Origin of the sequence: Streptomyces sp. CBMA156 (assembly GCF_014596515.1) — a bacterium.
Classification (GTDB): Bacteria; Actinomycetota; Actinomycetes; order Streptomycetales; family Streptomycetaceae; genus Kitasatospora.
In genome coordinates this window covers 25,202-44,547 of the sequence record NZ_MSJQ01000350.1, presented here as the reverse complement: position 1 = coordinate 44,547, position 19,346 = coordinate 25,202, and the positions used below count along the sequence as shown (strand labels likewise).

The following is a 19,346-nucleotide window of genomic DNA, read 5'->3' as shown; positions in this document are numbered from 1 at the left end:
GCCGAGCCTGCCGCCGCCGCCCTGCTGACCGGCGCCCGGCTGCTGCACCTGTCCGGCATCACCGCCGCGCTCTCCGACGACTGCCTGGCCCTGCTGCGGGCGCTGCTCGCCGACCGCCGCCCGGGCCGGGTGGTCAGCTTCGACCTCAACTGGCGCCCGTCGCTCTGGCGCGACCGCGACCCGGCCGTGCTGCCGCCGCTGCTGGACGCCGCCGACCTGCTGCTGCTCGGCGCCGACGAGGCCGAGGCCGCCTTCGGCACCGGCGACCCGGCCGCCCTGCGCCGCCGCTTCCCCGCCCCGGCCACCGTCGTGGTCAAGGACGCGGCGAATCAGGTGACAGCGATGGACCGGGAGGGGACGGCGGTCACCGAGCCGGCCCTCGTGGTCGAGGTGGTCGAGGCCACCGGCGCGGGCGACGCCTTCGCGGCCGGCTACCTGGCCGGCACCGTCCGGGGCCTGGACCAGCGCCGCCGGCTGCGGCTCGGCCATCTGAGCGCCGCCTGCGCACTGACCGCCCACGGCGACCAGGCCGAACTGCCGGACGCCGCCGTGGTGGCCGCACTGCTCGACGCCTCCCCCGCCCAGTGGGCGGCCACCAGGGTCACCGCGGAGGGCATCACGGGACCGGCCGTGCGCCCCGGTGCCGCCTCCCGTCCGGCCGGGCGGGCGCCGTCGGCCGACCCGTCGCCGTCCGCCGGCCGGGCCCGGGCACAATGAGCGGGAACCCCAGCCCTCGGAGCGGAGCACGATGAGCCAGACCGTCACCCGCGCCCTGCGCATCCTCGCCGAGCTCGGCGAGGGCCGGCGCTCCCTCGACCAGCTCGCCGAGGTACTCGGCGTCCACAAGACGACCGTGCTCCGACTGCTCCAGAGCCTCGAAGAGGAACGGTTCGTCTACCGCGACGCGGCCTACCGCTACCACCTGGGCGCCGGGCTCTTCGCACTCTCCGGCCTGGCCCTGGAGCAGCGCGGCGTGCGCCGGATCGCCGCCCCACACCTGGCCGAGCTGAACGCCGCGACCGGTCAGACCGTGCACCTGGCCGCGTACGAGGGCGGCGAGGTGGTCTACATCGACAAGTTCGACTCCCGCCACCCGGTCCGGATGTACTCCCGGATCGGCCTGCGCGCCGCCCTGCACAGCGCCGCCGTCTCCAAGGTGCTGCTGGCCGACCTGCCGCTGCCCGAGCGGCGCCGGGTGGTGGCCGGGATCGACTTCGTCCCGCACACCGAGCGCACCCTGACCACCCCCGAGGCCCTGCTCGCCGAGCTGGAGAAGGTCGCCGTCCAGGGCTGGGCACAGGACCACGCCGAGCACGAGTCCTTCATCAACTGCGTGGCCGCGCCGGTCAGGGACGCCAGCGGCCGGGTGGTCGCCGCCGCCTCCATCTCCGTCCCGGACGTGGTCCTGCCGTACGAGCAGGTGCTGGACCTGCTCCCGCAGCTGCTCGCCACCACCCGCGCCGTCTCGGCCGACTGCGGCCGCCCCGACCACTACTGACGAACCGTCGAGAACCCGAGAGACCAAGGAACCCATGTCCTCCGACAAGATCGAGATCCGTACCGAAGGCGCCCCCGCCCCCGCCTGGATGTTCTCCCAGGGCGTCCGCAAGGGCCCGATCCTCCAGGTCTCCGGCCAGGGCCCGCAGGACCCGGCCACCGGCGAGTACCTGTACCACGGCGATGTGAAGGCGCAGACCCGCCGCACCCTGGAGAACGTCAAGGCCATCGTCGAGGCCGGCGGCGCCACCATCGAGGACGTGGTGATGTTCCGCGTCTACCTCACCAAGCGCGCCGACTTCCCGCTGATGAACGAGGTCTACGCCGAGTTCATCGACGAGAACGTCAGGCCCGGCGGCGTGAAGCCGTGCCGCACCACCATCTTCGTCGAGCTGCCGCAGGAGCCGATGCTGGTCGAGATCGACGCCCAGGCCGTCGTCGGCTGACCCGCCCCCGCCCGGCGAAGGGCCCGGACGCCTCCGCGCGTCCGGGCCCTCGGCATGCGCGGACACCCGTCGGCCGATGGCCGAACGCCCGCTTGCCACACCCCCGGACGGACATTAGGTTAGGCTCACCTAACTTCACTGGAGGTCCGTCCATGAGCCTGCCCACCGGCGACACCGAGGTCCCCGAGCCCACCACCGCCGAACGGATCCACAGCCTGCTCGGCACGGCCTCCTCGCTCACCGTCCGCGCCCTGGGCGAGCACCACCACCTGGACACCCCGCTCTCCCTGCACGGCTCCCGGCTGCGGCTGCGCACCGCCCTGGACGATCCGCTCACCTCGGCCGCCGCCGGCGCCACCGAGGGCCTCGCCGTCGTCCTCGACGTCACCGACGTCGCCCCCGTGGCCGTCCGCGACCGCGTCCGCGCCCGCCTCACCCTGGCCGGCCGGCTGCACCTGGCCCACCTGACCGACGACGGCCTCGGCGTCCACCTGGGAGTGGACGTCGCCCACGCCGTCCTCGCCACCCCGTACGGCACCGCCGCGGTCACCGCCGCCGACCTCGCCCTGGCCGCCCCCGACCCGCTGGCCAGGTACGAGGCCGCGATGCTCACCCACCTCGCCGACGACCACGCCGACGCGCTCGACGTCCTCACCCGGCTGCTCGACCCGGCCGTCCTCACCCACGCCCCGGACGTCCGCCCGCTCGCCCTGGACCGCTACGGCCTGGTGCTGCGCCTGGACCACCCGTACGGCCACCGCGACGTCCGCCTGGTCTTCCCCGAACCGGCCAGGGACACCGAGGACTTCGGCCACCGGATGCACGACCTGCTGGCCGCCGCCCAGCACGGCCTGCCGGTCCACCGCGGCTGAGCGCCGGCCGGCCGTCACCGCTCGACCGTGTCCTCCAGCACGATCCGCCCCATCCGCGCGTACAGCCCGGGCCGCCACCGGCGCACCGCGAGCGCCAGTGCGGTCCCGCCCGCGAACACCCCGATCACCAGGTACGGGATCAGCCGGAACAGCAGGGTGTGCGCCGCCGCCCCGGCCGCGGCGTCCTTGTTGAGCACCAGCAGCGCCACCACCCCGGCCATCGCCACCCCGCCCACCAGCGGCGCGACCAGCGTCCGGAACCAGTGCGCCGTCTCCGGGTGCCGCCGCCGCACGTGGAAGTACCCGACCACGGCGAAGGAGCAGAGCGTCTGCACCACCAGGATCGCCATCGTCCCGAGCAGCGCCAGCAGCGTGTACAGGTGCGCGTACGGGTCCATCCCGGCCGCCAGGAACGCCGCCACCAGCCCCACCGCGATCACCGACTGGACCACCGAGGCGACGTGCGGCGAGCCGTACCGCGGGTGGGTGCGGCCGAGCGCCGGGTGCAGCAGCCCCTCCCGCCCGATCGCGTACAGGTACCGGGCCGCGCACTGGTGGAAGGCCATCGCGCAGGCGAACGACCCCGTGACGACCAGCCATTGGAACACCTTCACCGCCCAGGCCCCCAGGTGCGCGCCGAGCGGATCGAAGAACAGGCTGTTGCCGTCCTTGCCCGGCACGCCGCCGCTCGCCACCGCGATCGCGTGCCCGACCCCGTTGCCGGACACGATCATCCAGGACACGAAGACGTAGAACAGCCCGACCCCGATCACCGACACCAGCGTCGCCCGCGGCACCACCCGCTTCGGGTCGCGGGACTCCTCGCCGTACATCGCGGTCGACTCGAAGCCCACCCAGGACCAGAACGCGAAGAACAGTCCGAGCCCGGCCGCCGAGATGCCCGAACTCCCCACCCCTTTCAGCGCGTTCAGCGGGTTCACGGCCTCGGCCACGATCCCGTCCGGACCGCCGCCGGAGAACAGCACCGCCAGCGAGACCGCGCCCAGCACCCCGATCTCCAGCACCAGCGCGACCCCGAGCACCCTGGCCGTCAGCTGGAGGTCGAACCAGCCCGCCACCCCGATCACCACCGCCCCGGACAGCGCGTACCAGCCCCAGCCCAGCTCCACCCCCAGCTGTGAACGGGCCAGCCCGCGCAGCGAGAACGCGAAGAAGCCGAGGACCGCGGCCTCGGTGACGACGTACGCGAGCACCGCGAGCAGCCCCGAGGACAGTCCGGCGACCCGGCCCAGCCCGTGCGAGACGTAGCCGTAGAACGCGCCGGCCGCGGTGATGTGCCGGGCCATCGCCACGTACCCGACCGAGAACACCGTCAGCACCACGGTCGCCACGATGTACGCGGCGGGTGCGCCGACTCCGTTGCCCTGCCCGACGACGATCGGCAGGTTGCCGGTCATCGCGGTGATCGGGGCGGCGGTGGCGAGCGCCATGAACACCACGCCGACCAGGCCGACCGAGTCCGCCTTCAGCCGGTCGACCCCACCCGCGCCCGGCCGTTCCCGCTCCGCCGTCTCCCTCGCCGTGCCCCCCGCCGTGCCCCCCGCTGTATCTTCACCGCGGACCGCCATCCGGCCTCCTCGCCTCCAGGACCCGCCCGCCCGCCGGACCGGCCGGACGCTGACCGACCGTCAGCATGGCGCGCCGCGGGCAACCGGCGGTGCCGTCGACCGCCCATCGGGGCACCGGAGTTGACGCCGCGTTCGACCAGGGCCGAACAACCCGGAAAGGCGCCCAAGGAAGACCCGGGAACGAAAGCGGCCGGCCCGGCTGCCCGAGGAAGTCCTCGTGCAGCCGGGCCGGCCTGGGCGTGTCCCTCGCCCATGTCCACCGTGCGGCGATCACCCGGTCGAGCGGTCACCCGACATGACCATCCCGGAGGATCGGTTCACCCCGCGACAGTGGCGGTTCCTGAAACCCTCGGAGCCCGTCAGGCTCAGAGCGCGACGCCGTGCGCCCGGAGGAAGGCGACCGGGTTGATGTCCGAGCCGTACTCCGAGCCGTTGCGGATCTCGAAGTGCAGGTGCGGGCCGGTCACGTTGCCGGTGGCGCCGGAGAGGCCGATCTGCTGGCCGGCGGTGACGGTCTGACCGATCTTCACACCGATCGAGGAGAGGTGCGCGTACTCGGCGTAGTGACCGTCGGCGAGCTTGATCTCGACCTCGTTGCCGTAGGCGCCGCCGTTGCCGGCCTTGACCACGACACCGTTGGCGACGGCGCGCAGCGGGGTGCCGGTGGAGGCGACGAAGTCCTGGCCGGTGTGGTGGCCGGAGGCCCACATCGAGCCGGCCACGCCGTAGGCGGTGCCCAGCTTCGGGCTGGCCAGCGGGGCGACGTAGCCGGAGGTGGCGGCGGCGACCGGAGTGGCGGTCACGGCCGCGGCCGGAGCGGCGACCTGCACCTGGGTCTGGAGCTGGGCGGACGGCTTGGCGGCCTCGGTCTTCACCTGGACCTGGGCCTGCGGCTTGGCGGCCTGGGTCGCCGGAGCGGCCGGCTTGGCGGGCTTCGCCGGAGCGGCGGGCTTCGCCGGAGCGGCGGGCTTGGCCGGAGCGGTCGGCTTCGCCGGGGCGGCGTCGGCGGACGGCGCGGTGGCGTGACCCGGCAGCGCGAGCTGCTGACCCGGGAAGATCAGGTTCGGGTTGGCGCCGACGACCGAGCGGTTCTGCTCGTACAGCGCCTGCCAGCCACCGTCGACGCTCCTGGCGTCGGCGATCCTGGACAGGGTGTCGCCACTGACGACGCGGTAGCTCTCCGGTGCGGCCGGAGCGGCCGACTGGGTGGCCGGAGCGGCAGCCGGGGCGGCCGACTTGGCGTCGGTGGTGGCGACGGCGGCCTGCGGGGCCGGGGCGGTGTGCGCCTGGGCGGTCACCGCGGTCACGAGCGGCACGGCGAAGGAGACACCGGTGACGGCCGTGGCGATGCCGATACGGACGGCGCGGGGCAGGGCGATACGACGAGCCTGAGCAGGCATGGAATTTTTCCTCTCCGACGCCTGCGAGGTGAGCTGTCGGGTTCGGGCTGGAGTTGCCCGGCCGCATGCGCGGCTTCACCCCTAGCCGGTCCTGGTCGTTCACGCCCTGAGGCGCGAACTCCGGTCCGGCGACTTACCTGTGGGTCCCCCGCTCCTGCCGTACAGAGTTCGTTTCGAACCACCGGGCAGCGGCAGGATTCGGCGTTCCACCCGGCGGATCCGTCCGGACTGGCCGGGCGGTCGCTGAACTAAAACCCATCCGTTCGGGTGAAGCAATGTCGATCTCTTGAAACAGCAACAACCCCCCGGCGCCCGGTGACCCTCCGCAGGTACCACCACACGATACGTACACAATCCATTCACCCCCCGCCACTGATCCACGACCCTGCGCCGAGATCCGCGACGCTGCGCATCCGGCCACTCACGGACAGCTCGCGGCCAACACACCACCCGGTGAGCCTTGTCACGTGCGTCCCGGCAGCGCAGGATTCGCCCGTGACCACCTCAGAGGCAGGGACCCTGCGCCTGGGCACCGCGCAGGGCCGCCTGGTACTACTGGCGACGGTGCTCGGCTCCAGCATGGCGATGCTCGACGGCACCGTGGTGAACGTCGCCCTGCCCCGGATCGGCGCCGATCTCGGCGCTTCCCTGGCGTCCCTGCAATGGACGCTGAACGCCTATCTGCTCACCCTGGCGGGCCTGATCCTGCTCGGCGGCGCGCTCGGCGACCGCTACGGGCGGCGCAAGGTCTTCCTGATCGGCGTGGTCTGGTTCGCCATCGCCTCCGCCGCCTGCGCCGCCGCGCCGAACATCCACGTGCTGATCGCCGCCCGCGCCGTCCAGGGCATCGGCGGGGCGCTGCTCACCCCCGGCTCGCTCGCCATGCTCCAGGCCGTCTTCCACCCCGACGACCGCTCGGCGGCGGTCGGCCTCTGGTCCGGCCTCGGCGGGGTCTCGGCCGCGGTCGGCCCCTTCCTCGGCGGCTGGCTGGTGGACGGCCCCGGCTGGCGCTGGATCTTCCTGCTGAACCTGCCGCTCGCCGCCGCCGTGATCGCGGTCACCACCCGGTCGGTACCGGAGAGCCGGGACGAGAGCGCCTCCGGCCGGTTCGACGTGCTCGGCGCCGTGCTCGCCGCCCTCGCCCTCGGCGCGGTCACCTACGCGCTGACCGCCGCCGGTGAGGGCCTGTCCCCCGCCGTCTGGGTCAGCGGCGTGGCCGGTGTGGTGCTCGGCGTCACCTTCGTCGCCGTCGAGCGCCGCGCGCCCGAGCCGATGCTGCCGCTCGGCCTGTTCTCCTCCCGGCTGTTCACCGCGGTGAACCTGGTCACCCTGTGCGTGTACGCGGCGTTCAGCGGTGTCTTCTTCCTGCTGGTGGTGCAGCTCCAGATCGTCTCCGGGTTCTCCCCGCTGGTCTCGGGCTTCGCGCTGGTGCCGATCACCGTGCTGATGCTGGTGCTGTCGGCGCGCGCCGGGCGCCTCGGCAAGCTGATCGGTCCGCGCATCCCGCTGACCGTCGGTCCGCTGCTGTGCGCCGCCGGAGTGCTGCTGATGCTGCGCATCGGCGCCGACTCCTCGTACTGGGTGGACGTGCTGCCCGCCGTCACGGTGATGGGCTGCGGGATGACGCTGCTGGTCGCGCCGCTGACGGCGACCGTGCTGGCCGCCGTCGAGGTCCGGCACGCGGGCATCGCCAGCGGGGTCAACAACGCCGCCGCCCGGGCGGCCGGCCTGCTCGCGGTGGCCGCCCTGCCGGCGCTGGCCGGGCTGAGCGGCGACGCCTACCGGGTGCCCGCCTCGGTCGACTCCGCGTTCCACACCGCGATGCTGATCTGCGCGGGCCTGCTCACCGCCGGCGGGCTGACCGCCCTCGCGACCGTACGGGGCAACGTGCTGGCCCCCGCGGACCACCCGGTGGCCGAGCCCGACACCGAGTGGAGCTGCGGCACCACCCCGCCGCTCGACCCTGGCCACGTCACCGCGACGCGTGAGGGCCCTGCCACCGGCGGTCCGGCGGCAGGGCCCTCACACAAGGCCTGACGAATCGTCAGAGGATGTCGCCCGGAACGTACTTGGCGGCCTCCGGGTAGGCGGCCGCGACGGCCTCCACCTGGCGGACCACCTCGGCGACCTGGGCACCGGCCGCGCCGGTGAAGGACAGCTTGTCGGCCAGCAGCGCGTCCAGCGCGGCCCGGTCCAGCGGGATCCGCTCGTCGGCGGCCAGGCGGTCCAGCAGCTCGTTCTCCCGGGCACCCGCGCGCATCGCGAGCGCGGAGGCCACGGCGTGCTCCTTGATGACCTCGTGGCCGGTCTCCCGGCCCACGCCCGCGCGCACCGCGCCCATCAGCACCTTGGTGGTGGCGAGGAACGGCAGGTAGCGGTCCAGCTCGGTCTCGATCACGGCCGGGAAGGCGCCGAACTCGTCGAGGACGGTCAGGAAGGTCTCCAGCAGACCGTCGAAGGCGAAGAACGCGTCCGGCAGCGCGACCCGGCGCACCACCGAGCAGGAGACGTCGCCCTCGTTCCACTGGTCGCCGGCCAGCTCGCCGGTCATCGAGGCGTAGCCGCGCAGGATGACGGCCAGGCCGTTGACGCGCTCGCAGGAGCGGGTGTTCATCTTGTGCGGCATCGCGGAGGAGCCGACCTGGCCCTCCTTGAAGCCCTCCGTGACCAGCTCGTGGCCGGCCATCAGGCGGATGGTCTTGGCCAGGCTGGACGGCGCGGCGGCCAGCTGGACGAGGGCGGTGAGCACCTCGAAGTCCAGCGAGCGCGGGTAGACCTGGCCGACGCTGGTCAGCACGTGGTCGAAGCCGAGGTGCCCGGCGACCCGGCGCTCCAGCTCGGCCAGCTTCTGGGTGTCCCCGCCCATCAGGTCCAGCATGTCCTGGGCGGTGCCGACCGGGCCCTTGATCCCGCGCAGCGGGTAGCGGGCGATCAGCTCCTCCAGACGGCGGAAGGCGACCAGCAGCTCGTCGGTGATCGAGGCGAAGCGCTTGCCCAGGGTGGTGGCCTGCGCGGCCACGTTGTGCGAGCGGCCGGCCATGACCAGCTCGGCGTGCTGGGCGGACAGCTTGCCCAGGCGCACCAGCACGGCCACCGTGCGGTCCCGCACGTGCTCCAGGGACTGGCGGATCTGGAGCTGCTCGACGTTCTCGGTCAGATCCCGGGAGGTCATGCCCTTGTGGATCTGCTCGTGGCCGGCGAGTTCGCTGAACTCCTCGATCCGGGCCTTCACGTCGTGGCGGGTGACCCGCTCACGGGCGGCGATCGAGCCGAGGTCGACCTGGTCGATCACCCGCTCGTAGTCGGCGACGGCGCCCACCGGCACCTCGACGCCGAGGTCCTGCTGGGCCTTCAGGACGGCGAGCCACAGGTGGCGCTCGAGGACCACCTTGTGCTCGGGGGACCACAGCTGGGCCAGGGTCGCCGAGGCGTACCGGGAGGCCAGGACATTGGGGATCTGGGGCTTCGCGCTCACGCTTCGCAAGAGTAACAGCCGAGGTCACGCCAGGCGGCGGCGGATGGGGTAGGCTGGGTCGATTGAGCGCCCTTCACATGACGCACCAGGACCTTCTCACCGCAAGGATACCACATCAATGAGTGAAGTTCCAGCGGAACCCGTCCTCGCCGAAGCCCTGCGCAGCGAGCAGGCCCACCTCTCCGGCCTCTACGCCCGGCTGGACACCGTACGCGAGCGGGCCCGGCGCACCGCCGACGCCGCCCACGACGGAGCCACGGCCGGCGGCACCCACCAGTCCAGGCTGGAACGCGAGGTGCGCGCCCGCGAGGCCGCCCGCCACGCCGCCCGGCTGGACGCGGTCGAGCACGGCCTCTGCTTCGGCCGGCTCGACGATCGCGACGGCACCGTCCACTACATCGGTCGAGCCGGCCTGACCGACGAGGCCCACGAACCGCTGCTGCTCGACTGGCGCACCCCGGCCGCCCGCCCCTTCTACACCGCGACGCCCGCCCGGCCCGGCCCCGTGGTGCGCCGCCGCCACCTGCACACCAGGGGCCGCACCCTCACCGGCCTGGACGACGAGGCGCTCGACCTCGCCGGGCTGAGCGACTCCGGCCGGCGCGGCCTGGTCGGCGAGGCCGCGCTGCTCGCCGCGCTCGCCCGCGACCGCACCGGCCGCATGGGCACCGCCGTCGCCACCATCCAGACCGAGCAGGACCGGGTGATCCGCTCCCCGCTGCCCGGCGCCCTGGTGGTCCAGGGCGGCCCCGGCACCGGCAAGACGCTGGCCGCCCTGCACCGCGCCGCCTACCTGCTGTTCACCCACCGCGCCGCCCTGGAGCGCCGGGGCGTGCTGCTGATCGGCCCCAACGCCGGCTTCCTGCGGTACATCCACGAGGTGCTGCCCGCCCTCGGCGAAACCGAGGTGGTCCTGCGCACCGTCGGCGAGCTCTTCCCCGGCATCACCGCCACCGGCACCGACGCCCCCGCCACCGCCGTGGCCAAGGGCGGCCCCCGGATGGCCGAGGTGCTCCGCCGCGCCCTGGCCGCCCACCAGCAGGCCCCGGCCGAAGGCCTGGACCTCGGCGAGGGGCTGACCCTCTCCGCCCGGGCCTGCGCCGAGGCCAGGGACGCCGCCCGCGGCCTGCGACTGCCGCACAACCGGGCCCGCGGCTTCTACCTGCGCACCCTGCTCGACGCCCTCGGCATCGCCCAGGCGTTGACCCTCGGCCGCCCGTACGACGACGAGGAGGCCCACTACGCCCCGCGCGAACTGTGGCAGCGGCCGGACGTCCGCGCCGTGCTCGACCCGCTGTGGCCGCTGCTCACCCCGCAGCAGCTGCTCGAACGGCTGCTCACCGACCGGGAGTTGCTTGCCGATTCGGCCCCCGGGCAGGCCTCCGTCCTGCTCCGCCCGCCCGGCTCCCCCTGGACGGTCGAGGACGTCCCGCTGCTCGACGAGGCCGCCGAACTCCTCGGCGAACAGCGGGCTTCCGCCGCCTCCGACGACGACCCGGACGAACTGGCCTTCGCCCAGGGCGTGTTGACCATCACCGGACAGACCGACGACGCCCTGCTGAACTCCGCCGCGCTGGCCGGGCGCTTCCGCGACGACGGCCCGTACCGCTCCACCGCCGAACGCGCCGCCGCCGACCGCACCTGGGCGTACGGCCACGTCGTCGTCGACGAGGCGCAGGAGCTGTCCGCGATGGCCTGGCGCGCCGTCCTGCGGCGCGTCCCGGCCACCTCGCTCACCATCGTCGGCGACCTCGCCCAGACCGGATCGCCCGCCGGCGCCCGCAGCTGGGCCGAGATGCTCGACCCGCACCTGCCCGGCCGCTGGCGCGAAGAGCGGCTGACCGTCAACTACCGCACGCCGGAGCCCGTCATGGCCCTCGCCGCCGCCGTCCTGCGCACCGCCATGCCCGGCCACCGGCCGCCCGAGTCCATCCGCCCCGGCACCGAGCAGCCGCGCGCGGTCCCCGTCCCGGACGGCGACTTCACCGCCGCGCTCGCCCGGCTGCCCCGCGGCACCGGCACCTCGGGCGTGATCGCGCCGGACTCCCTGGCCGCCGGACTGGACGCGCTCACCGTGGCGGACGCCAAGGGGCTGGAGTTCGACGCGGTCGTGGTCGTCGAGCCGGCCGCGCTCGCGCCGCGCGACCGCTACGTCGCCCTCACCAGGACCACCCGTTCGCTCACCCTGCTGCACCACCGGCCACTGCCGCCGGAACTCGCCGGGCTGCTCTGACCGGAACCGCTCCGGCCGGGAGGCAGGGCTTCGCGGGTCCTACTGCGCGCCGCCGGGACGGCCGGCCAGCACCGGCAGCACCTGGGAGCAGATCGAGTGCAGGGCGATCCGCTGCTCGTCGGTCATCGCCTCGAAGGCCTGGTGGGTCCTGGCCATCTCACCGCGGATGCCGTTCAGGATCTCCCGGCCCTCGTCCGTGATCACCACGATCTTCACCCGGCGGTCACCGGCCGCCGCCGCCCGGTTGGCCAGGCCCAGCGACTCCAGCCGGTCCACGATCCCGGTGACGTTCGACGCGTCGCAGCCGAGCCGTCCGGCCAGCGCCCGCATCGGCACCGGCTCCTGCACCGCGCCCAGCGCCTTGGCCTGCGAGGAGGAGAGGCCGTGCCTGGCCGCGGCCGCCGCGAAGTCCTGGAAGTACGCGGCACCGACGGAGGCCAACACCTCCATCAACTCGGCGTTGGTCGGTACGGTCGTCGTCGCTGTCGAACCCATGGGGCAAGGGTACGGCCAGGTGCTTCAGCAACTCAAGCTTTGACCAGGGCAACCGTCCGCGAGTCGCCTCCCGCCCGTCCCGGGTCAGAGCACGAGCTGGTCGAACAGCCGCCGCAGCTCCGCCTCCGGGTCCGCGGTCAGCCCGGTGTGCACCGGCCCCGGCTGGACGATCGCGCTGCGCGGCGCGGTCAGCCAGCGGAACCGCTGACCGGGGTTGTCCCCCGCCGCCGGACCGGCCTGCGGGCCGCCCAGGCAGACCGCCTCGATCCCGTGCAGCGCCCGCCGCACCCCCTGCACGTCCGCCACCGGGTCCAGCGCCAGCAGCCGGGCCTGGTCCAGATGGGTACGGGCGGCCAGGTGCGAACTCTGCCGGCAGTACAGCAGCACCCCGACGTTGACGCACTCACCCCGCTCGACCCTCGGCACCGCGCGGATCACGGCGTACTCGTAGTCGTGCAGCTCGACGGTGGCCGGCAGCGCGGACGGCGAGGACTCGGTCATGCGGGCACCTCCGGCAGCCAGTCGCGCGGACCGGCCAGTCGCTCGGTCAGCTGGGTGCGGTACGCGGCGCGCACCTCGTCGGGCGAGTCGAAGCCGAACTCGTCCGTCAGCCACACCTCGGGGATCCGTGCCACCGCGGCCTCGATCGCCGCCTCCGCGACCGGCGCGAGCGCCTTGTCGGCCGCCGCCACGTCCGGCCTGGCCCGCAGCAGCGCGTGGTCGGAGGCGTCGTACGGGCGGCGGATCCAGGCGGCGGCGCCCGGCCAGTTGTGGTGGAAGATCAGGCTCGCGCCGTGGTCGATCAGCCGCAGCCCGCCGGTCGCCACCAGCAGGTTCGGGTTGCGCCAGGAACGGTCGACGTTGCCGATCAGCGCGTCGAACCAGAGCACCTGCCCGGCGAGTTCCGGGTCCACCTCGAAGCAGAGCGGGTCGAAGTTGAGCGCGCCGCTGACGAAGGCCATCCCGAGGTTGGTCCCGCCGCTGGCCCGCATCTGGTCCTGGATCTGGTGGTCCGGCTCGCTGCGCGCGAGCACCGGGTCCAGGTCGACCGTCACCAGCTCCGGCACCGGCAGCCCGAGCCGCCGGCCGAGTTCCCCGGCCAGCACCTCCGCGACCAGCGCCTTGCGCCCCTGCGCGGCACCGACCCATTTCAGCGTGTACAGCCGCCGGTCGTCGGCCTCGACCAGGCCCGGCATCGAGCCGCCTTCTCGCAGTGGCGTCACGTACCGGATCGCCGTCACCTGGGGTAGCACGGCCGACAGCCTATCGGTGCCGCCGCCGCTTCCCCCCACCACCACCCCGTACGGGGGAGGCCGCTCCCCTCTCCCCGCCGCCCCGCCCACGACCCGCGCTCCCCGGCTCCCTCCTGCGCCCCGCCCCGGTGGCAGCCCCCGCTGCTCCGTGCGAGTGTGGCGGGCAGTAATGGGGACCTTCACGGCAAAGGGATGAACGATGGAACGACCTCGGATCCTGATCGTGGGCGGTGGCTTCGCCGGCCTGGAGTGCGCCCGCCGCCTCGAACGCAAGCTGTCACCGTCGGAGGCCGAGATCTCGCTGGTCACGCCGTTCAGCTACCAGCTCTATCTCCCCCTCCTCCCCCACGTCGCGGCCGGCGTCCTCACTCCGCAGTCCGTGGCCATCTCCCTGCGCCGCTCGCTGCGCCGCACCCACATCGTCCCCGGCGGTGCCATCGGCGTGGACCCGGCCTCCAAGGTGTGCGTCGTCCGCAAGATCACCGACGAGGTGGTCGCGCAGAAGTACGACATCCTGGTGCTCGCCCCCGGCAGTGTCACCCGCACCTTCGACATCCCCGGCCTCACCGACTACGCGCGCGGCATGAAGACGCTTGCCGAGGCGGCCTACGTGCGCGACCACGTGATCGCCCAACTCGACCTCGCCTCCGCCACCCTGGACCAGAAGGAGCGCGAGTCCCGGCTCCAGTTCGTGGTGGTCGGCGGCGGCTACGCGGGCACCGAGACGGCCGCCTGCCTCCAGCGGCTGACCACCGCCGCCACGCTGCGCTACCCGCGCCTGGACGCCCGGCAGATCAAGTGGCACCTGATCGACATCGCCCCGAAGCTGATGCCGGAGCTCGGCGACCCGCTCGGCGAAGCCGCCCTGGAGGTGCTGCGTGACCGCGGCATCGAGGTGTCACTGGGCGTCTCGGTGGCCGAAGTCGGCGCCGAGACGGTCAAGTTCACCGACGGCCGGGTGCTCCCCTGCCGCACGCTGATCTGGACCGCCGGCGTGGCCGCGAGCCCGCTGATCGGCACCCTGGACGCCGAGACGGTCCGCGGCCGGCTCGCCGTGACGGCGGAGATGCGGGTGCCGCAGTTCGAGGGCGTGTTCGCGCTCGGCGACGCCGCCGCCGTCCCCGACCTCGCCAAGGGGGACGGCGCGGTCTGCCCGCCGACCGCCCAGCACTCCGCCCGGCAGGGCCGCGCGACCGCCGACAACGTGATCGCCTCGCTCCGCAACCAGCCGCTGGAGCCGTACTACCACAAGGACTTGGGCCTGGTGGTCGACCTCGGCGGCAAGGACGCGGTCTCCAAGCCGCTCGGCGTGGAGCTGCGCGGGGTGCCGGCCCAGCTGGTGGCGCGCGGCTACCACCTGATGGCGATGCGCACCAACGTGGCCAAGTTCCGGGTGGGCGCCAACTGGGTGCTCAACGCGACCGCCGGCGACGACTTCGTGCGCACCGGCTTCCTCGCCCGTCAGCCCGCCCGGCTGCGCGACTTCGAGTACACCGACGCCTATCTGACGAAGGATCAGGTCCGCGCCCACGCGCAGTCCCTGCTCGCCAAGGGCTGACCCTCCGGCCCGGGACGCGCCCGACCACGTCGGCGCCCCGGCGGCCGAGGCCGAATCGGGGCCGGGCCGGGCAGGACGTGCCCGGCCCGGCCGTCGGTCACACCCGCCATCCCCTGAACCGCAGCCGCCCGGCGCTCACACCAGCCGCGAGCCGCCCCGGCCCGCCCCCAGCACCGTCGCCAGGTCCTCCGCCAGCTCCCGCGCCTGCGCGGGCTCCAGCCGCGCTGTGGTGAAGCGCAGCCCGGGCGGCGACTGGATCCGGTACCGCGCGCCGGGCGCCGCGACCCAGCCGCGCTGCACCAGCGCCGCCAGCACCGAGGTCTCGTCCGGCACCGGCACCCAGACGTTCAGCCCGCTCTCCCCGTGCGCCGCGATCCCGCGGGCCGCCAGCTCGCCGAGCAGCGCGTCCCGCCTGGCCCGGTACGCCCCGGCCACCAGGGCGGCCGGGGCGGCGTCGCTGCGCCACAGCTCCGCGACGGTGCGCTGCAACAGATGGCTGACCCAGCCGACGCCCAGCCGCAGCCGGCCGGCCACCCGCCCGATCGTCTCCTCGTCGCCGACCGCGATCGAGACCCGCAGGTCGGGCCCGTACGCCTTGGCCGCCGAGCGCACCACCGCCCAGTGCCGGGTGCCGGCGCCGGCCAGCGGGTGGTACGGCTGGTCGACCATGCCGTGCCCGTGGTCGTCCTCGATCAGCAGCACTCCGGGGTGCTCGGCCAGTACGGCCTTCAGCGCCTCGGCCCGTCGCGCGGTGAGCGCCGCGCCGGTCGGGTTCTGCGCCCGGCTGGTGACCACCACGGCCCGGGCGCCCTCGGCCAGCGCCGCGGCCAGCGAGTCCGGCAGCGGGCCCTCGTCGTCCAGCCGGAAGGGCGCGTGCCGCAGCCCCATCGCGGGCAGCAGGTCGAGCAGGCTGCCCCAGCCCGGGTCCTCGACGGCCACCGCGTCGCCGGGGCGCAGCCTGGCGTCGAGGATCCGCTCGACGGTGTCCAGCGAGCCTGAGGCGACGACGACCGGTCCGCCGGGCAGGCCGTCTGCCTCGAAGGAGGCGCGGGCCATCGCGAGCAGCTGCGGGTCGACGGCCTCGTGCCCGTAGAGCACCGGATCGGCGTGCGCGGCCTCGGCGGCGGCCGCGATGGCCCGGGTGAGGTCGGGTAGCAGGGCCGGGTCGGGGTTGCCGGTGGAGAGGTCGCGGGCGTGCGGCGGGACGGGGACGCGGATCCGGTCGCGCGGGGCGAGGGCGGGTCTGGGCAGGATGCGGCTGCCCTTGCGGCCCGCGGTCTCGATCACACCGCGGTCGCGCAGCAGCCGGTAGGCGGCGGCGACGGTGTTGGGGTTGACGCCGAGTTCGGCGGCGAGGTCGCGCAGCGGGGGCAGCGCGATTCCCGGGGCGAGCAGTCCGCTGCTCACGCCCTGCTCGATGTGGGCCGCGATCTCAGTGGCGCGTCGCCCTTTCAGCGGATAGTCTCCTAGCACAAAGTAAATTATGCACTAGTACATAGAGGATGTCATGTCAGCCAACCCGGAAGGTTCGCCCAGCTACTCCCGCACCCCCGGAACCACACCCACCCGCTACCGGGACCGGGCCACCTGGGAGCAGGAGGCGATCCACGCCATCCTCGACAGCACGTACGTCTGCCACCTCGGCTTCGTCGTCGACGGCGCCCCCGTCGTCCTGCCGACGATCTTCGCCCGGGTCGGCAGCCGGCTCTACCTCCACGGCTCCACCGGCAGCCGCCCGCTGCGCAACGCCTCCGGCGAGCAGGGCATGCCGGTCTGCGTCACGGTCACCCTGGTCGACGCCCTGGTGCTGACCAAGTCCGCGTTCAACCACTCGGTGAACTTCCGCTCGGTGGTCGCCCACGGCACCGCGCACCAGGTCACCGACGCCGAGGAGCGGGACGTCGCGCTGGCCGCCCTGGTCGACCACGCGGTGCCCGGCCGGTCCGCCGAGGTCCGCCCCGCCGACGCCAAGGAGCTCGCCGCCACCGCCGTCATCCGGCTGGAGCTGGACGAGGTCTCGGCCAAGACCCGCGCCGACGGCGCCGACGACGACCCGGAGGACGCCGGCCTGCCGCACTGGTCCGGCCTGATCCCGGTCACCACCGTGCACGGCACCCCCGAGCCGCACCCCGGAACCACCGTCCCGCTGCCCGCGCACCTGCGCGGCTACCCCCGCTGACGGGAGGTCCGCCCATGCTGATCAGATCCTGGGACCGCGGCGACGAGAACGAGTGGCGCGCCTGGCTGGCCGAGGGCCGCGACTTCGGCCTGCTCGCGGCCAACGGCGGCGCCGGCGAGGGCCCGGTGCTGGTCCCGACGCACTTCCTGCTGGACGCCGAACGCGGCGAGATCCTGCTCCACCTGGCCGCGCCCAACCCGCTGCTGGCCGCCGTCCGGGCCGACCCGCAGGTCACCCTCGCGGTCACCGACGGCTACGCCTTCGCCCCCGGCCACTGGCGCGGCGCACCGGGCACCCCCACCAGCTACTACGCCTCGGTCCACTTCCACTGCACCGCCGAGGTGGTGGAGTCCGCCACCGGCAAGGCGGAGATCCTCAACCGCCAGCTGGCGCACTTCCAGCCCGAGACGCCTGAGGTCCGGGTGGTGCCCGGCGAGGGCGAGCTGGCCAGGCAGCTGCCCGGGCTGCGCGGGCTCCGGCTGAGCGTGAACGAGGTGCGGGCCAAGTTCAAGTACGACGACAAGAAGCCCGCCGAGGCGCAGTACGCGATCGCGGACCGGCTCGCCGAGCGCGCCGACGGCCGAGGGCGCGGCCGCGACCAGTACGCCGCCGCCCGCGCCCAGCTGCTCCGCCGTCACCGGCGGCGCACGGCGGGGCCCGGTACCGCCCCGGAGGGCGCCACCATCCCCTCCGACACCACCCCGCGCACCGACCACCCACGCGGTGCGGACCGGCGCACCGACCACCCGCGCGCCGCCGACTGACCCGGGGTCACCCGATCGGTCGCCAACTCGGGCAGGTCGGCCGCCGCGCTGCTCGAATGTGAGACGAGCCCTGCCCACTCGGCGTCGGAGCGGGCCCGTCCACCCCCTCGGGAGCGCGCGTGTCCTCAGTCAACAGCCAACGGGCGGCCGGAGAGGTCCACCTCGGCCACGTGGTGTTCATCTCGGCGGCCGCGGCCATGGGCGGCTTCCTGTTCGGCTACGACAGCGCGGTGATCAACGGCGCCGTGACGGGCATCCAGCGGCACTTCGCGGTGGGCAACGGCACCACCGCCTTCGTGGTGGCGATCGCGCTGCTCGGCTCGGCGGCGGGCGCGGTGATCGCGGGCCGGCTCGCCGACCGCCTCGGCCGGGTGCGCACGATGCTGCTGGCCGCCGTGCTGTTCGCGGCCAGCGGCCTCGGTTCGATGTTCCCGCCGAACATCCAGACCCTCGCCACCTGGCGCGTGATCGGCGGCATCGCGATCGGCATCGCCTCGGTGATCGCCCCGACCTACATCGCCGAGGTCGCCCCGACCGCCTACCGCGGCCGGCTCGCCTCCTTCCAGCAGATGGCGATCGTGCTCGGCATCACCGTCTCCCAGCTCGCCAACTGGGCGCTCAACCAGGCCGCCGGCGGCGAGTCCACCGGCCACCTCGGCGGCATCCAGGCCTGGCAGTGGATGCTCGGGGTCGAGACCATCCCGGCCCTGGTGTACGGGCTGATGGCGCTCTCCATCCCGGAGTCGCCGCGCTTCCTGATCGCCGACCACCGCGAGGCGCAGGCCCGCAAGGTGCTGGTCGAGGTCGAGGGCGAGGGTGTGGACCTGGACGCCAGGGTGGCGGAGATCCGCACGGTGCTGGAGTCCTCGCACAAGCCCCGGCTCAAGGACCTGACGGGCGGCCGCTTCGGCCTGCTGCCGATCGTCTGGGTGGGCATCGGCGCCTCGGTGTTCCAGCAGTTCGTCGGCATCAACGTGATCTTCTACTACTCGTCCTTCCTGTGGCAGTCGGTCGGCATCAACGAGTCCGACTCGCTGCTGATCAGCCTCTCCACCTCGATCATCAACGTGATCGGCACGGTGATCGCGATGGTCCTGGTGGACCGGATCGGCCGCAGGCCGCTCGCCCTGGCCGGCTCGGTCGGCATGGCCGCCGCGCTGTCCACCGCCGCCTGGGCGTTCTCCTACCGGCACGGCACCGGCGACACCGCCACCCTGGACAACACCCACGCCACCGTCGCCCTGATCGCCGCGCACGTCTTCGTGCTCTGCTTCGCCTTCTCCTGGGGCGTGGTGGTCTGGGTCCTGCTCGGCGAGATGTTCCCCAACCGGATCCGCGCGCTGGCCCTGTCCGTCGCCGCCTCGGCGCAGTGGATCGCCAACTGGGCGATCACCGTCAGCTTCCCCGACCTCGCCGACTGGAACCTCTCGGCGACGTACGTCATCTACGCGGCCTTCGCGCTGCTCTCCATCCCGTTCGTGGCCTTCTGCATCAAGGAGACCAAGGGCCGGGCGCTGGAGGAGATGGGCTGACCGGGACCGCCCCGCAGACCCCCGCCGCACGCGGCCCGACCCACCGAGAGGAA

17 protein-coding genes and 1 riboswitch are annotated in these 19,346 nt (G+C 73.9%); of the genes, 10 read left to right on the top strand and 7 right to left on the bottom strand.

The window, feature by feature from the left end; genetic code table 11:
• The 4 genes from BU198_RS30400 to BU198_RS30385 form a co-directional block, all read left to right on the top strand.
• On the top strand, positions 1–717 hold a 717-nt coding region (locus BU198_RS30400; protein WP_223245151.1), incomplete at its 5' end, for a PfkB family carbohydrate kinase.
• A gap of 31 nt (positions 718–748) precedes the next feature.
• Positions 749–1,498: an IclR family transcriptional regulator gene (locus BU198_RS30395; protein WP_188300073.1), complete on the top strand. Its 750-nt coding sequence runs from the start codon at positions 749–751 to the stop codon at positions 1,496–1,498.
• Between the two features lie 34 nt (positions 1,499–1,532).
• Positions 1,533–1,943 carry a RidA family protein gene (locus tag BU198_RS30390; protein ID WP_188300072.1) on the top strand — a complete coding sequence of 137 codons (411 nt, stop codon included), beginning with the start codon at positions 1,533–1,535 and terminating at the stop codon, positions 1,941–1,943.
• A gap of 152 nt (positions 1,944–2,095) precedes the next feature.
• Positions 2,096–2,815, top strand: a complete 720-nt coding sequence (locus BU198_RS30385; RefSeq protein ID WP_188300071.1) for a DUF2470 domain-containing protein — start codon at positions 2,096–2,098, stop codon at positions 2,813–2,815.
• Between the two features lie 14 nt (positions 2,816–2,829).
• Here BU198_RS30385 and BU198_RS30380 read toward each other — a convergent pair whose 3' ends face one another.
• Positions 2,830–4,266, bottom strand: a complete 1,437-nt coding sequence (locus BU198_RS30380; protein ID WP_223245164.1) for an APC family permease — start codon at positions 4,264–4,266, stop codon at positions 2,830–2,832.
• Between the two features lie 503 nt (positions 4,267–4,769).
• Complete coding sequence (locus tag BU198_RS30375; RefSeq protein ID WP_188300069.1) at positions 4,770–5,804, bottom strand: M23 family metallopeptidase; 1,035 nt, start codon at positions 5,802–5,804, stop codon at positions 4,770–4,772.
• Between the two features lie 3 nt (positions 5,805–5,807).
• Positions 5,808–6,018, bottom strand: a riboswitch (cyclic di-AMP (ydaO/yuaA leader).
• 281 nt (positions 6,019–6,299) lie between these two features.
• Between BU198_RS30375 and BU198_RS30370 the strand changes: the two genes are divergently transcribed.
• Entirely contained in the window at positions 6,300–7,841 is a 1,542-nt protein-coding gene (locus BU198_RS30370) for a DHA2 family efflux MFS transporter permease subunit (RefSeq protein ID WP_317620383.1), read from the top strand.
• Positions 7,842–7,848: 7 nt separating this feature from the next.
• Here BU198_RS30370 and purB read toward each other — a convergent pair whose 3' ends face one another.
• The gene (gene purB, locus BU198_RS30365; protein ID WP_188300068.1) at positions 7,849–9,279 is read right to left on the bottom strand and encodes an adenylosuccinate lyase; all 1,431 of its coding nucleotides are present in this window, start codon (positions 9,277–9,279) and stop codon (positions 7,849–7,851) included.
• A gap of 118 nt (positions 9,280–9,397) precedes the next feature.
• On the opposite strand from purB, the gene BU198_RS30360 reads away from it, so the two are divergent.
• On the top strand, positions 9,398–11,512 hold the full coding sequence (locus BU198_RS30360; protein ID WP_188300067.1) for a HelD family protein: 2,115 nt from the start codon (positions 9,398–9,400) through the stop codon (positions 11,510–11,512).
• A 39-nt stretch (positions 11,513–11,551) separates the two neighbouring features.
• Here the strand turns inward: BU198_RS30360 and BU198_RS30355 are convergent, their stop codons facing one another.
• From BU198_RS30355 to BU198_RS30345, 3 genes are all read right to left on the bottom strand, one after another.
• Complete coding sequence (locus BU198_RS30355) at positions 11,552–12,007, bottom strand: MarR family winged helix-turn-helix transcriptional regulator (protein ID WP_188300066.1); 456 nt, start codon at positions 12,005–12,007, stop codon at positions 11,552–11,554.
• Between the two features lie 84 nt (positions 12,008–12,091).
• Complete coding sequence (locus tag BU198_RS30350) at positions 12,092–12,508, bottom strand: DUF3037 domain-containing protein (RefSeq protein ID WP_188300065.1); 417 nt, start codon at positions 12,506–12,508, stop codon at positions 12,092–12,094.
• Entirely contained in the window at positions 12,505–13,260 is a 756-nt protein-coding gene (locus BU198_RS30345; RefSeq protein ID WP_188300064.1) for a HipA family kinase, read from the bottom strand. The genes BU198_RS30350 and BU198_RS30345 overlap by 4 nt, the downstream gene beginning before the upstream one ends.
• A gap of 199 nt (positions 13,261–13,459) precedes the next feature.
• Here BU198_RS30345 and BU198_RS30340 point away from each other — a divergent pair, with 199 nt between their 5' ends.
• Positions 13,460–14,818: an NAD(P)/FAD-dependent oxidoreductase gene (locus BU198_RS30340; protein WP_188300063.1), complete on the top strand. Its 1,359-nt coding sequence runs from the start codon at positions 13,460–13,462 to the stop codon at positions 14,816–14,818.
• Between the two features lie 135 nt (positions 14,819–14,953).
• Here BU198_RS30340 and BU198_RS30335 read toward each other — a convergent pair whose 3' ends face one another.
• Positions 14,954–16,291, bottom strand: a complete 1,338-nt coding sequence (locus BU198_RS30335) for an aminotransferase class I/II-fold pyridoxal phosphate-dependent enzyme (RefSeq protein ID WP_188300062.1) — start codon at positions 16,289–16,291, stop codon at positions 14,954–14,956.
• Between the two features lie 34 nt (positions 16,292–16,325).
• On the opposite strand from BU198_RS30335, the gene BU198_RS30330 reads away from it, so the two are divergent.
• The 3 genes from BU198_RS30330 to BU198_RS30320 all read left to right on the top strand — a co-directional run bounded on the left by BU198_RS30330 (position 16,326) and on the right by BU198_RS30320 (position 19,293).
• The gene (locus BU198_RS30330) at positions 16,326–16,997 is read left to right on the top strand and encodes a pyridoxamine 5'-phosphate oxidase family protein (protein ID WP_188300061.1); all 672 of its coding nucleotides are present in this window, start codon (positions 16,326–16,328) and stop codon (positions 16,995–16,997) included.
• A 14-nt stretch (positions 16,998–17,011) separates the two neighbouring features.
• Positions 17,012–17,761: an FMN-binding negative transcriptional regulator gene (locus tag BU198_RS30325; protein WP_188300060.1), complete on the top strand. Its 750-nt coding sequence runs from the start codon at positions 17,012–17,014 to the stop codon at positions 17,759–17,761.
• Positions 17,762–17,880: 119 nt separating this feature from the next.
• Positions 17,881–19,293, top strand: a complete 1,413-nt coding sequence (locus tag BU198_RS30320) for a sugar porter family MFS transporter (RefSeq protein ID WP_317620382.1) — start codon at positions 17,881–17,883, stop codon at positions 19,291–19,293.
• The last annotated feature ends 53 nt before the right edge of the window (positions 19,294–19,346 follow it).